The organism is Pseudomonas sp. GW823-FHT04A03 (assembly GCF_058796615.1).
Genome location: NZ_JBXAIV010000001.1, coordinates 226,321 through 241,304, shown reverse-complemented (window position 1 = coordinate 241,304; position 14,984 = coordinate 226,321). Strand labels below are relative to the sequence as shown.

6 protein-coding genes are annotated in these 14,984 nt (G+C 56.4%); 5 read left to right on the top strand and 1 reads right to left on the bottom strand.

Features of this window, described 5'->3' with window-relative positions; all coding sequences use genetic code 11:
• Positions 1 to 86 precede the first annotated feature (86 nt).
• On the bottom strand, positions 87 to 428 hold the full coding sequence (locus tag AC1Q9F_RS01020; RefSeq protein ID WP_492619278.1) for a hypothetical protein: 342 nt from the start codon (positions 426 to 428) through the stop codon (positions 87 to 89).
• Between the two features lie 158 nt (positions 429 to 586).
• Between AC1Q9F_RS01020 and AC1Q9F_RS01015 the strand changes: the two genes are divergently transcribed.
• From AC1Q9F_RS01015 to AC1Q9F_RS00995, 5 genes are all read left to right on the top strand, one after another.
• The gene (locus AC1Q9F_RS01015; protein ID WP_492619279.1) at positions 587 to 2,977 is read left to right on the top strand and encodes a DUF3772 domain-containing protein; all 2,391 of its coding nucleotides are present in this window, start codon (positions 587 to 589) and stop codon (positions 2,975 to 2,977) included.
• 225 nt (positions 2,978 to 3,202) lie between these two features.
• The gene (locus tag AC1Q9F_RS01010) at positions 3,203 to 4,045 is read left to right on the top strand and encodes a hypothetical protein (RefSeq protein ID WP_492619280.1); all 843 of its coding nucleotides are present in this window, start codon (positions 3,203 to 3,205) and stop codon (positions 4,043 to 4,045) included.
• 287 nt (positions 4,046 to 4,332) lie between these two features.
• On the top strand, positions 4,333 to 5,511 hold the full coding sequence (locus AC1Q9F_RS01005; protein WP_492619281.1) for a hypothetical protein: 1,179 nt from the start codon (positions 4,333 to 4,335) through the stop codon (positions 5,509 to 5,511).
• Between the two features lie 24 nt (positions 5,512 to 5,535).
• Positions 5,536 to 9,801, top strand: a complete 4,266-nt coding sequence (locus tag AC1Q9F_RS01000; RefSeq protein ID WP_492619282.1) for a hypothetical protein — start codon at positions 5,536 to 5,538, stop codon at positions 9,799 to 9,801.
• Between the two features lie 3 nt (positions 9,802 to 9,804).
• Positions 9,805 to 14,907 carry a hypothetical protein gene (locus AC1Q9F_RS00995; protein ID WP_492619283.1) on the top strand — a complete coding sequence of 1,701 codons (5,103 nt, stop codon included), beginning with the start codon at positions 9,805 to 9,807 and terminating at the stop codon, positions 14,905 to 14,907.
• Positions 14,908 to 14,984: the final 77 nt, after the last annotated feature.

The window sequence follows — 14,984 nt, the reverse complement described above, 5'->3', positions numbered from 1 at the left end:
GTGATCGTCCACTGCGCGCGGCGTAAAACACGCGCACAGCCAAATCACTCCGCCTGGGCGGAATGAGCTTCAAGGGGGGACAGGAATCAGGTGCGGGGCGGTCGCCAGACCCCGGACGGGGCCGCTACGGGCAGGGAATCACTGAAGAACGAATGCGTGACAGGACTGAACACGGTAACGGGCGGCTTGAGGATCGCGACTTGCAGCAGGCCGCCGGTCTTGCACTCCTGGCCGGGTTTGCAGGGGGAACCATGGTCGACAGGACTCTTCATGTCCTTGCAGCAATCCATGTTCATGCCGTCCATCATCGCCATGCCCATTGTTTGCATCGGGCACGGTTCTGTCGGTGCCTGCACGCCCGCCATCCCGCTGAGGGGAAGCGCCAGGCTGATCAGGAAAACGAGACAAAACCGCAGATAGCGTTTCATGGCCGGGAGTCTAGTCGTGAAAACGAGCGCCTACAATCGGCTGCCCGGCGATCTCACCGGACACGCATTAAGCCAGGATTAGCAGCAGAAAATGATGCAGCAGGCGCCCGATCACCTAACCTCAATGCTTGTGTGATCAACCGGAATCGGCCAGTCCCATGCGTAATGCATTGAAGTCATTGATGTTCGTCGCCCTGATCGTGCTCGGTTCGGGGCTCGTGGCGGTGTCGGCCGCCGACTTGTCCGGCACCCCGGACGTCAGCACCGGTGCCCCACTCCCAGGCGTCACTCAAAGCGATCTGCAAGCCCTGCAACTGCGCCTCGACGGCCTCAAGCAGCAGATTTCGTCCGCCAATAATTACAACCAACTCGAAGGCCCGCAGGACCGGGTGCAGACGTTCATTCTGGACATCGATCGGCTGTCGGCCTCGCTGTTGCCGCAACAGGCGCAACTGACCGTGCAACTGGGTGTGCTCGGTGCCGCGCCGGCCGAAGCGGTTGCCGCCGAACAAGCCGATATCGCCGCGCAACGGGCGACGCTGATCGAGCAGAAAACCAAAGTCGATACCGCGCTGAAGAACCTCGCCACCCTCAAGCAAAGCGCCACGGACCTGATCACCCAGATCGCCGGCATCCGCCGCACGTTGCTCGAAAGCGAACTGACGCTCAGCACCCACAGCATTCTGAATCCCGGTTTCTGGACGCCTCTTTTCAATCCTTCGGAGGATGACCGCCAGCGCCTGCGGTTTTTCGTCGAACAGGTACAACAGACCGGCGCCGAAGCCTGGCAACCCGGCCAGCGTTTTTACACCGCCCTGCTGGTGATATTGGCGTTCATCGTCTGGACGTTTGGACGGCGGCTCGCTGGCCGCTGGATGGCCTGGGTGTGTATTCATCGCATGCCGGAGGGTCGGCTGCGTCGCAGTTCACTGGCGTTTGCCTCGGCCCTGGCAACACTCGCGACCACCGCCATCGCCCTGGAATTGTTTTACTACGCGTGCACCCGGCACGTGCCGTTGCCGCCGATGGTGGCGACGTTTTCCGATGAGTTCGAAAAAGTCGTTTACGCCTGCGTGCTGATCACCGGCCTGAGCCGCGCCTTGCTGTCCACCGAGCATCCGTCATGGCGGCTGCCGGCGGTGGCCGACGAGGTGGCAGACACGCTGCAACCGTTCGCGCGGATCCTGGCCGCGACGCTGCTGGTACTGGTGACGTCGGTGCAGGTCAGCAATGCCTCCGGCATGAGCAGCCAGATCGTGATCGCCGGGCGCGGAGTGATTGCGATCGTGGTGCTGGGCATCGTCACGACGTTGCTGATGCGTGTCGGCAGAGTGCGCAAGGTTTTGGTGGCGGCCGGGGATACGCAGGTCGCGGGCAACACCTTTGCCGGGGTGATTTACACCGTGGCCACCCTGGCGATGGTGCTGTCGTTCGGCGCCCTGCTGACGGGGTATGTGTCGCTCGCGCGGTTCATCACCTACGAACTGGTGTGGGCGTTTATCGTGTTTTCCGGCTTTTACCTGCTGATGCAGTTGCTCAAGGACAGCTGCGAATACTTCTTCTCGCCCCGCCATTCCAGCGGCAAGGCGCTGAAACAACTGCTCGGCGTGGGTGATCGGCGTCTCGAACAGGCCTCGACCCTGCTGGCCGGCTTCGGTCGGGCTGCGCTGTTGCTGTTGGCGGTGATCACGCTGTTCGTCGGCGGGATCGGCACCACCCTGGGCCAACTGGCCAACAACATCGGCACGATCCTCGGCGGCGCCGGTCTGCGCAAACTGAACATCGTCCCCGGCCATTTGCTCAACGCGATGCTGGCCCTGCTGATCGGCATCTACCTGATCCGGGCCCTGCGCCGCTGGCTCGACAACGAGTTCCTGCCCAAGACCGACATGGATCCGGGCATGTGCGCCTCGCTCAGCACGCTGTTCTCCAACATCGGTTATGCGGTGGTGATCCTGCTGACCCTGTCATCGCTGGGCGTGCAATGGACCAACCTGGCGTGGATCGTCAGCGCCCTGTCGGTGGGCATCGGCTTCGGCTTGCAGGAGATCGTGAAGAACTTCGTCTCCGGGCTGATCCTGCTCACCGAACGCCCGGTCAAGGTCGGCGACCTGATCAGTATCAGCGGCGTCGAGGGCGACATCCGCCGGATCAACGTGCGCGCCACCGAAATCCAGCTCAGCGACCGCTCGATCGTGATCGTGCCGAACTCGCAACTGATCTCGCAGAACCTGCGCAACGTCACCCTCGGCGGCAGCGCCCAGGGCGTGGCGACGCTGGAGCTGATGTTCCCGCTGGATATCGATCCCGAACAGGTGCAGAACCTGCTCTTCGACACCTACAAGGAACACGAAACCATCCTCGAAAAACCGGCGCCGTTCGTGCGCTTCAGCAAACTGACGCCGGACGGGATTACGTTGACGGTGACCGGTTATGTCGCCAGCCCGAGGATTGTCGGGACGACCAAGAGTGATTTGCTGTTCGAGATTCTCAAGCGGCTGGGGGCGGCGGGGATTGAGCTGGCGAAGCCGGTGCAGCCTGGTGGTTGAGAAAGAACGCCGCTTCAGGACTTCAAGGATTGAAAAGCCGCTGCCTCCTCTCCAGACGGGAAGTATCAGACCGCTTATCAGAGCGTTTCAGCGAACTCGCTTTTCATGAACCTTCGAATGAATCAAGTCTGCACAAATATGTGAACACTTCGCTGACAGGTTTTTTTGACCAATTCCAAGGTTCGTCTACCCTCTACCAAACATCAAGGATGTAAGGTAACCGCCATGGCTGGACATGAGCTTTTGCAACTTATCATGATCGGTGTCATTGCAGGCGCATTTGGCCAAGGACTGCGCGCTATCGTCGGCCTCAAAAAGGCAAGCGATGGAGCAGCGGCTGAGGGAACGACACTTCGTTCCGAAGGACTGGACGTCTCTCGTTTAGTCTTCAGTCTTTTTATCGGGGCAATCGCTGGCGGGATCGGCATTCTCACCATAGCTGGTTTCCAGGCAAATGCAGCTGCCAACATTTCTTCCGAGATGTTCTTCGGTGTTGTGGGTATTGGTTACGCGGGTACCGATTTCATTGAAGGTTTTGTCCGCACACAAATACCGAAGTGGGGAGGTCAATCATTTGCCTCGACTGTGAGTCCGCGCGCCCTGCAATCCATTACCGAGTTTTCCGCTCCCCTCTCAAACGCAGACCGAATCAAACAAAACTGCGAAAAGCTTTTGAAAATCCCTGAAAACGCCTCCGATTGTTCAGGCTTCGCCAAGGCAGTAGCTCAAGAGTTTGCAATCACATTGACCGGACAGGCCAATGACATTGTTGGTCAGTTGACTTCGGCCAATGGCTGGACAGAGTTGGGATCGGATGCTCAGGCTGGACAAAGGGCTGCTTCAGCAGCTGCAAGAGGCGAGTTCGTGATTGGAGCGCGCAGGGAAACGGGTAACGGACACGTTGTGATTGTTGTCGCAGGCTCCCCTCTCGCACATGGCAAGTACCCGTTTGCCTACTGGGGCAAGCTCAATGACCCGGCAAATGCTGGGTTCAACAAAACAGTCAACTGGGCGTGGGACCAGGCTTCTCGCGATAGCGTGACCTACGCCAGTCGAAGCGTCGTTTAGGTGGCGGGCATCCGGCAGTTGATCGAACAAGGCTCTGGTTACATCTGAGATGTGCAGTTCTCGAATCGTTTTTAAAGTGCACTTTGTATCGTTGCTCACTTTTGAATATTGAGCACTGCTGGAAGGAGCAACACGAAAGAGCAGTTTCATCCATGTTCCATCACTAGAAAAAGACCTGCCGTTCTTGGTCAGTTTTCACGGGCGTCAATTACAACCTGACTGAAGTTTGCCTACTGTTTAGAGAAACGATGGTGGCGAACATTTCCTGATCTGGAACGGAGGCAATCATGAAAAAAGGAGTTCTATTTGTTGTGATCACGACAGTGGTTTTGTCTGGGTGCACAGCAAGACTTACTGGTGGAGTCGATGCATTGAACCAACGCATCGCCTATCTCGGTTTGAACGACAAAAACTGTTGGAACCCCGACAATCCGGAATCAGCGCGTAGCTGTCATCTTGATGTCGGAGCCGGGATGAGGATCCGCCTCGACTCGATAGCCCTCCCCTACGGTAACGAAAAAACAGAGCAGCAAACCCTCCCGTCGTCGTACACCTATACAGTACCTGATGTAGATGGATCGATCGCCAAAGGCCTCGCGCTTGGGCGAGAAAATGCCTTCTTCATGACAACGCTGCTCTCGATGTCCGAACAGGATCGATACAAACCTGGCGCATGGCCGCTCATGTATGGCGAAGAGAGCGACACCTATTCCAGTCGGGTGAAGAGTGGAACAGGAACCTATCCCGTCCATATCCTCAAACCCTTTCTGGAAAACATTCGTGTCGACTATCAGTTTGTGGAAAAGAGCAATATCTCGAAGAGAACGATTTCTCAGCTCGCAAAGCGCGTTTTCTGCTCCGCGGATGAACAAGACCGGAAGATACCAGACAGCCTTGCGAGCCGGACCCTGCATGTGACACTCCCACCTGGAAAAGAAGGTTCGCGTGCAATCGCCATCAGATCAGACAGCTGGTTTTACGCCGAACAAGCGGGCCTCATCGGTGAAAAACAGGGCAGCGAATTTATGGTGTATACGCAATCGACGCCTGCACGCGCGCGCAACAACATTGAGTTAAATATCGCCGTTCGTTTGAGCAGCGAGGAAGGAGTCCGTTATGTCCCTCCGTGCACTACGGTCGCGGACATGGAGCGCATCTTCGGAATAGAGATTGTTGGTCTCTGGCGAGAACAGGCCAACCTTGCGATGAAAGGCGAGGAGAACGACCCTACCGCCAGCGGCCTCATCACGTTGCACGGGAGCGACAAGTCGACAGTGAGCCCCGAAGGTTATTACTCAATCGAGTTGCAATCAGGTGCAACGGCGGCGCCCGGCGGCAAGCTGGTAGACGCAACCAGTCTCTGTTCAGAGATGGACGCTTGTCCGGAACGCATTCTGCTGGCACACCGCGACGTACTGCTTGTAGGTCATCGCAAACAGATCCTTGGTTCTTTCTGGGCTCAATAACGCACAGGCGGGAAAGGAGTTTTCATGTCCAGCATCTCACTTCTCGGTCTCGATCTTACTGTCAGACCGGACGGGACAGTCAATCCCCCTGCGGTTCACGGTCTCACAGTGAAGACATGGGCCTTACACATCGCCAATGACAAACTCAAAGTCGACCTCGAACTCAAAGTCGATACCTCATCTACACAGATCATCATGCGCGCCACACTGCGTGTCGTGAAAACAGGTGGACACTGGCGACTAGCAGACGGCGTTCCGGAGGCAATCAGTCGCCTGACGATCGAGCAAAATGGCAAAGGCAGCGGGACACTTTCGCTCTTTGTCGCTGCGCTGCAACTCGCAGGCAACGCAACAGCAAACAATGCCGTCACTGTAAAGGAAGGCAGGATTGGGCAAAGTTTTGGCTCAGCAGCCACCCATATCCTGAAACCCAGCGAACTACCCTTGGCAATAAGTGTGGAGATGGGTCGTGCCGTGCTCGATCTCGGTGCGATGCGTATTGAGTTGGAAGAGAGTTTCTGTGCTGCTCAGACGGGAATCCTCGCCAGGCGACCAAACGGCACAAGAGACTGGTTGTATGAACGCGGGCATAGCTCGCGCGCGAAAAGTATCGATCTGTCAGCACCCATCGGAACACTGAAACTCGAGTTTGACTCTCAACCGGCGAAATTCGGGTTGCCTCTCAATGCGGATGTCCATGATCGGGCAACCGCTTTGTCTGCCGACAATCCAGTATCGATTCCGATTCGAGCAGATAACTATCGGTTGGTTGCCGAACTGAGGGGCGATGCCAACGGTACGATATTGTCGGCCGTCACACTGGCCGGCCCCAACGGAACCGATGGCCCGGTGATTACACTTTTCGGGCTGCTGTCAGCAGACAACAAACCAATAGAAATAGGACTGAGCAAGCCGCTCTCATTGTCGGCGAGGCTGCATCAAGACAAGCAGATCGGTTCATTGCTGGTCGCGGCATCGCTTCCTGCCGACAAGGGTGTACGCGTCAGTTTGGTGCCCGGGCCGGTTCACGGTTTGCTCGCCAAGGCGCGCGTGAAATCACAGGGAACTGCGCACTTGTGCTGTGAGCATGAAACAAAACCCCTCAAGTTTCCCGGTGCCGTATTTCCGCCTGTCGATCCGCAGATGCTGTCCGATGTCACGTTGCCGTGGATAGAGTTCAATACCCTTCTTGAGCACCCCAAAGCGGGTGATGCCTACACGGCCGGGTCTGCGGTTTCTGAAGGTTCTGAATGTGTAGATGTCTGGAAGTTTGAAAACGGCAACATCGGCCTTGCGTTGATTGCAGACAATCTCGCTCGTCACGCAGTAACCAGATCAACCGATGTTCGTCAACAGCACTACGCCCAGCTGAATACTCGCGCCGCCACGTTGTCGCATCAGTTGCTTTCCGCCAGGCACGATACCTCGCTGATCGAAAGTCCGGCAGGCAACCAGACGATGAAGCTGACGCAGCTCTTTGCTCCCGGAGCCCAATCCGCAGGCACAATCGCGATTGCGTCCAAAAGCATTCAGGCAGACGGTTTGCAGCCCGCAGCCTATGAGGTCATTCGCGACTACGGCTTGTTCCAGGTTCAGGTAAAGATTCCGGCGGGAAAAGCGCCCGACTACCTGATTCTGCGAAAATCGGGCGCTGGCGACTTCACAATCCATCCACCCGCCAAACCCCTTGCACCTGACTCGCTCCGGTTCCCTGAGTTGAAAGTCGAAATGCCGGTGACTCACGACGAGCCCGAAACCGATCTTCCACTCGCCGTGTTGAAACTCAGTGAACGCTATTCGCTAAAAGAGATTTTCGAACGCGAAAGCCTCGGTCTCAAACCGGTTCGCGATATTGATATTCAAGGGCGCTCAGCAGACTTTCTGAACGACGTGATCGATCAACCCATCAAAGCCAAGGCCTGGCTCGGACTGATCCTCTTCAACCTGGATTTCGTTTTTTCCGAGCATCCGGTCATTCGATCGTTACTGCCCGCTCCTCCTCCAGGCATCCCCCCTACTCTGCGCTTCCGCTATCTCGCCCTTACTCCGTCGAAGTCAGCCGATGAGAGCGGCACCAGTCTTAACGGACGGGTCTGGTACCAGAACCAAGAGGATCCGAAACTGCCTGCCCTGAAGCACGACGACGATGAGACGATCTACAAGTTCGATTATATCGACGCCTTGTGGCGCGACAGTCGGCTCGTGCGCTTCGATGCCGGAGCAACGCTTTCCTTTCAAAGTGTCTTCGGTATGCAGTACCAAAAAGTCAAGGATCAGCCCAAAGACTGGAGGAGTGTCAAGCTGCGTGGGCGCCTGGAAGTCCCCCCAAAAAACGAAGGGGAGCCGCGTATCCGTTTCAGGGGTGAGATCGAAAAAGAGATCGCAATTCTTGAGCCACGCACCCCGCCGGGCCTCATTGAACAAATATGGTTTAAAGGTGCGGAAGTCGTTTACGACTCGGAAAAAGGAGCGCGGATCGATTTCGATGGAGACATCAAGCTGGGCAAGCTTGATCTTGATTCGAAGTTCAACGATTTCTTCAACGTCAGCTCGGACGGCAACGGCCGGATCTCATTTGAGAGGCTGGGTATCGGCCTGCCCGATACAGTGAGCCTGGATCTGAGTTGGCTACGGATCAGCTACCCCGCCATCAAGCTCGACGTCAACGTTCCGCATTTTCAGTTGTTCAACCTGCCGCAGCTTGCCCTCAAGATCCGTCGCATTGGAGTCGATTGGGAGAATAAGTTCGGGTGGGAAAAGACATTGGTTCTGAAAGATTGGACATCCGACCCAAAGCGCATCTTCCTCATCGACATTCGCCTTACCGCCGCCGATTTGCCGGAACTGGCTGGCAAGCTTTTCGACAAATTGAACCTCGACTTCTCCCTCGGTCTTGGACAGGTACTGTCAGGAACCGACTTCGGCTTCTCGGCCGACGCTTTAAGAATCGGACTCTGCGCCGCCGGCTTCGACAATTTCCATCTTGATCTCGCCCGTATCCTCGAACTGCATATCACGAAGCTGGCGCTGGAGAAGAAAACCTATAAGGACGGCACCGAAACGCCATGGATCATCATGGAAGGCGTCGAACTGAAAATTCTGGATAAAACCATTCTCTCGGATCTCACGCTTGCATTCTTCTCAGTGCCGAAAACCGGACGCCGCGGATTTGTCTGCTTCTTCGGCAACCCACTGAATGGAGAACCGAAAACTGTGCCGCCGGGGAACAACTTCCTGGATTTCTCCTGGTTACTCGTCGGTAACAATCTGACGCTGAATACAGCGCTCGCGAAGGATCTGATCTGCATTGACACCGACACCGGCGACTGGAGTTCTTCGGACGAAACCAGAACCAGCATCGCGAAATCGATTCAAGACGAAAGTATCTTCCCGCTAGACGTCAACCAGAACGCGGAGCCTTGGTTGTTCGCCGCCGGCTTTTCGGTACTGAAAGGTCTTCTGGACGGCAAATTCCTGTTCCAGGATCGGGCGTTCTACGGCCTGATGCTGCGCGGCACGCTGTTCAATGAATGGTTCGGCTATTCCTTCGCGATTTCCTGCCTCTATGTGAAGCGCGATCGACCCGAGGAAGACAGCTTCATCGTTTCCTTTACGGTGCCAGCGGTCCAGACCGGCTCTTTTCGTTTCATGGGCGGAGTGGTGTCGGTCGAGATCGCAGCGAATGGCAGCTTTTTACTGGATGTCGGTTTCCCGTGGACGACACCCAACGGAATACGTGCATGGAACCGGACCTTCGGTGCTATCTGCACGCCGTTTCAGGGTTCTGGCGGCCTCTACGTTCGATATCGCAAGACAACAGACGTCCACACCACCGACAGATATCTTATTTTCGCCGGTGGTTACGCGCTGCAGGCGGGTCTGGGGGCGAGCTTCGGCGGCGGGATTTTCGAGGTCTGGGTGAGAGCGGGGATTTACGTCATCGCCGAAGGCGCCGTGGTGCTCGACCTTGACAGCAAATCGCTCGAAGGACTTCGACTCGTCGGCGCAGTCGGCATTCTTGTAGAAGGTCATGGATCGCTACGCTGGTGGATCATCTCGGCGCACGTCAGCGTGATTGCGCAGGCGGAAGCGCGCGCAACTCTTCTCTGGGGATTGGATCCGGAAGACGTCAACCTTCCCAGAGTCAACGATGTCGCCTTGCAGCTGGACTTCATGCTTTCCGCGCGCGCGTCAGCGAGTGCCTGTATCGGTTCAGGCTGGTTCAAGGTTTGCCGTGGCATCAGCACATCAATCTCGATGCCATTCAGGCATCGTCTCGTCTTGAGGTAATCAATGAGCCGCCCACTTCTTCTGATTGCCTCAGACCTCTTCTTTGCCGACTGGGGGAGCCTTGCCAGAGGTGGATTGTGGCTCACTTTCCGGCCGCATGTGCTCATCGCTGACGCCAGCCAACCCGATGCCTACGAAGAAGACTTCAAGGACTGGATCGTCGCCGGCCATACCGGCAATACCGTCGACTACAAGATGGTCTCGGAAGTCGTAGTGCCAGACTCCGCACGCTTCCAGCCAGTTACGTTCCCCAGCGATGTGGACATAAGAGTTGCCATTCAATACGACGGTGGAGCGTGGTCGGAAATCGACATCGTTCAGCGGTCACAGCGCCTGAGCGTCGTCGACCCCAACGAGCTTTACGAGTTGAATAAACCTGGAGTCGACGGTGAAGGCGAGAACAAAATCACGCCCGAACCCGCTCGGCCTCCGAAGCAGGGGAAGCCTTTTGCCTATGGATACATCGAGAGTCTCAACGATGCGCTGAGGGAGAATGCGCCACTTGAGGTCCTGGCTGACGAGATGATGCGCGCTCAGACACTCGGTCGGACATTTCTCGCGACTGATTCAATGATTGCAGGAGTGTCGACAGACACAGCCATCATCCCGGTTGTGGCACCACAAAGAGGGGGCACGGCCGCAAGCCTTCATAGCCTGCTTGGCCATACACTTCGCCTGGGGTCACGATCCGATCTCGCTAAACTGAAAACCGTCACCGACCTTAAGATCACACTCGAGAGTGCTGGTGTGGCATTGAAGGAGTTCCGTTTTTCAGCCCTCGTTGCACCAGGGCAGGACAGCATCGCAAACTTCTTCGCCGCTCTAGATACGCAGTTTCCCGGCAAGGTGGAGCTGAACTGGATGCCGGATCTTGCAAGGCGCATCTACGTAAACGACGGGCTGACGACGTTTCCCTTTCGCGCCGCCGGAGTATGCTTCGTGCGCCGCCGTGAAGCCGCGCCCGGCATGCCCGAGAATGACCTTTTTCTGGCTGATGTCCGACGTTTGAGGGTCGATGTCCGTTTGCCAGACCAGTTGAGCGCCCGCACGTCATCAAAAGCGTCCGGTCTCTCGCTGATTCCGCCTCTGCTGGAGTTTCGGCCATTTGTTGCGCTGCAATGTCGGCTGCGCCTCTATCGTGGTTTCCCCAAGGCAACCGGCCCGAACGGTTTCGCGCTCATGCGCCTGATACCTCATGCCGAGGATCGTGCCGATTTCCTCGCGGAACTGGATCGCGTGATTCAAGGCCTGGATTGGGCCGCGCAACAAACGACGCTACAGCAGTTTTTCACCTATGAGGTTGACTGGGAGAACGAGAACGACAGGCGCTTGAGCGTAAAGCCCCAGTTTGTCTTCTGGGGAGAGCTGCCTTGGGATGCTGCCGACAGCGGAGCATTGCCAACACTGCTGTTCTTTGTAAAACCAGAAGTGGACGCCGACCTGAACGGCAACGGGGTCACTCTACTTATCGGCAGATCCACACGACTGACCGCACAGCAGCGTTCTGCTGATCCGCCCTATTGGGAAACCCGATATCCGATACCGCCCGAAGGATCGAATAACAAGGAGGAGTTTCATCGTCTCAAACTTGTCACTTCTGTGCCGGAAGACGAACAGAAGTACTTGATTCCGTCCATAGGATTGGCGGGGGACATCACTTTCCAGTTCGCCCAATCGTCAAGCCGAGTAGAGGCCGTAGCACAGGTTACTTACCCGCTCGTCCACGACAAAAACGAGGCGATAGAAACGGTCACGCCGTCCGAGGAGTTCCAGGACGATCTTATAAGCTTCGTCAATTTGCGGCTTTCCGGCCAGGCCTCAAGCGAACCGTCTGAGGATCTGACCGGACGAGGAAACCTCTATCCCGTCTATCAGGAGGACTTTGCGGCCGCTAAGTGCCGATTGCACACCTACCACTTTTCGACGGCGGCCAGAGCGATGACCACCGATGGAAAGAAACTGGATCTCCCTTCAATTCCAGAACATTTCAAGGCGCTGTATGACCGCGCATCATCGCAGCCTGCGGCCTACACCCTGTCACCGCGCCTTGCCCACGTACATGGGCCGGAGCTGGACGGACACAACGACACCTCAGGTGCGGCGCAAGTCACGCTTGCGGATCTCCACGTTGCACGCCCGCTCGACTTTCCCATCAAAATGGCCACGACAGTCCGCACCAAGGTTGGAAGCGGCACGAATCAAGAATTGCTCAAGTTTCTCACAGTAAGATTCTCGGGCCCGGCAACCGCGCCATACACGGAAGACGAGGTCGCCACGCTGATTTTCAGACAACGCTTTCTGAAAGCGAATAACGTCGGTACGAACACTGATCGACAAGCACTGTTTGTCGAGGCCTGGAATGCGGTGGCCGAGCTTTGCGCGGCGGACAGGATTCTTCTCGCTCCCCACCTCGTCCGCTACGATTTCCGTTCCGGTCTTGGCAGTGATGGCAAGTTCAGGTTGGGAGATTCGCTCCAGCCGGTGGCGCGTGGCCAATTCGTTCATGACATCAAGACATTGGTGCAGAGCAAATTGTCCAGGCTCTGCAACATTCCCAACGACACCATCCCGGAAGATGACCTGGAACTGCCGGTGGTAATGAGTCGTAGCGGTGACGCGAACCGCATCTACCAGCTTTCTAACGCAATCGAGTTCCGGCTCGACATCGAGCGGCCGGCGGATAAGACTCCCGCAGGGGAGCCGTCTTCCTGGAGCCTGGTGCGTCTTCTGACCACGAAAGATGACGGCGAGCCGTTGCCGTTGGACGACACTTACGATCATGAAGGTCGCGTGGTGCGCAACGTCGATACAACGGACCCGGATGATTCGCAGATCAAGGCTGGGTTCGCAGAGTGGCTTGGCGATCTCAGGAGGCGATCGGATGGCATCGATGCAGACAGCTCGGAATCGGCCGAGACACGGGTTTTTCGCAGTCTGCTTGGCGGAAGCGCGGCGAGTAGCGCCGATACCAGGCGCTTGCCGCACGATATTGTAGACGTTGACGACTGGATCGTGCCCGAGGGGCCGGTCGACCCGGCACCCGGTAAAGCACAAGTCACCTTAATGCCGATCGGGTTCCGGCCACTCCAGTTTCATCCCCTCTTTGGCGCGAAAACCGACACGATGTACCGTCGTTACCTGCAGTGGATTGGTTGCCTGATCAACTGCAGCAATACAGAACTCGCGAAGGCCAACACCGCATCAGAATGGTCGCACTATTTCAAGACGCTTTATGATTACGGCCAGGATGCTAACGGCTATTCAGCACTGATGAATAATCTCGCCGCACTGGCGTGGCCCATGCACGATCCGGCTTGCGTCGACCCTCAGGGCAAGCCGATTTTTCCAGCAGCCATTATCGATCTGGCGCGAGCGACGGCGACCGGAGGTGTGGTCAGGGCACAGTTGGTCACGCGTATCGCAACGGACTTCAAACGCGATCCAAGCGTATTTTTCGACTCCAAAGCCTATCTCTACTCCCGCCTCACCGGTGATCAAGCGGCTAACAGGATACTGCCCGCCAGTTTCTTTCGGATGTCGGCTTACAGGCAGATTGCGAAAATGGGTGGCCCTACTGCAGCCGTCGAGGATCAGGTCACACTTTCTGTGTCAGAAAGCTTTTCCCCAAACGACGAGCAGTTCGGCTTTCTCGAACCTTTGTCTGATCGCCGCTATGACGATGAATTCACAGTGACCGAACCGGAGCTTCAAACCTTCGAAGCCATTATCGACAAGTCGATCGGCCAATTTGATAAGGATTCACCGACCGTTGCGATTCCCATCGTGCAATGCACGATTCCGAATGGGGTCATGGGAGGAACCACACAGCCTTCCATTTTCCTGGCATCGCGAAAACGAGTCGAGATGCCTCAACTGCTGGCGGTGCTGCCGATCAAGATAGAAGAGGTGCCTGGCTGGACCAATCTCGACAGGATCAGACTATACGGTCTTACGGCGCTCAAACACGGCCGCCTGGAAGGTAAGGACAAGGATGAGACCAACGCGTACCGCTGGATCGGCTCCTCACGCCCTACCCCGCTGAGCAGTCGACTCGACGATCCGATGGTCGCACTCATCATGACGATCGAAGGCGACGAAGAGACGCTAGTGGAAAGCCTGAACGGCGATTCCCTGCGAATCAATCTCGACGTTGTAATGCCAGATCAACCTGAAAACTCCAAAATGGCCCCGAAGGCCGAAAGCGATTTCGCCAAACAGCTATCGGACACCATCGATTTCAACACATCCAGGGACAATTTCAATCTCGCACTATCGCCTGACATCTTCATACAAATGAGTAAAAGTGCTCTGCCTGCAACAATTCCATCGCTACAGAAAAGCAAGCAGTGGCTCGCACTCAATTTCAAGGCTGAACCGGAAGGCAACACAATTGAAATTGAGATCGTCCCCAACGAATGGCCGCACAAGGAGGGAGCGATCACCGCCCATTTACTGCGCAATGACACAGACGCGGCCGCACGCAGATTGATCCTGATTGTCCTTGCGGAGCTACCCGTATGGCGCAGTTACCAGATCGAAGCCCTGCAGACGCGTAACTCGATGACTGCGGGCAACGCTGCACCAGGGCGCATTTTTGCTCCGGAGTTCGGAATGAGCAGCGAAAAGCTGTCGAACGCGGATCCACTGTCAATCGAAGCGGTAGTCGATGTTTATCAGAACGAACCCATCACGTTGACTGCCAGCTCGCTTACCATTGAGCAACTCGTCTCAAAACTCCTGCTTACGAAACACGACTTCACAAACAACAGTGGCCTCATCGGCCGGCGTGCCATCCTCTCGAATGACAGCGAGTGGCGATCACACGACCTCAGCATCACGATATCGCACGAACAGCGCGTCGAAACACCACAGGTCTACTTTACGAATAGTGGAAGTGAGGCAATATCCGTTGATGTGGCGCCCCCAGTGAATCGTCCGTTGTTTCCATTAAGGAACGTCAACATCAAACAAGGCAGGCCGGTCGATCAATTGCTCGACTGGTGGGAGTCGGGCGTCGTCGACTATCAGGTCGAGTTTCACTGGTCCTCGCCAACCAATCTTCGCTTCTTCAGCATCAAGGGAGTCAGGTGTCGAATAGTCCCGTAACGGCCTGTGAGTCCGGAGTCGTTACAACATAATGACGCAGGCTCAAGTGACAGCAGCGTCACTGCGCCCCTGTTTGA

Coding starts and splice junctions, on each gene's coding strand:
- AC1Q9F_RS01020 (WP_492619278.1), bottom strand. CDS start 428: ATGAAACGCTATCTGCGGTTTTGTCTCGTTTTCCTGATCAGCCTGGCG.
- AC1Q9F_RS01015 (WP_492619279.1), top strand. CDS start 587: ATGCGTAATGCATTGAAGTCATTGATGTTCGTCGCCCTGATCGTGCTC.
- AC1Q9F_RS01010 (WP_492619280.1), top strand. CDS start 3,203: ATGGCTGGACATGAGCTTTTGCAACTTATCATGATCGGTGTCATTGCA.
- AC1Q9F_RS01005 (WP_492619281.1), top strand. CDS start 4,333: ATGAAAAAAGGAGTTCTATTTGTTGTGATCACGACAGTGGTTTTGTCT.
- AC1Q9F_RS01000 (WP_492619282.1), top strand. CDS start 5,536: ATGTCCAGCATCTCACTTCTCGGTCTCGATCTTACTGTCAGACCGGAC.
- AC1Q9F_RS00995 (WP_492619283.1), top strand. CDS start 9,805: ATGAGCCGCCCACTTCTTCTGATTGCCTCAGACCTCTTCTTTGCCGAC.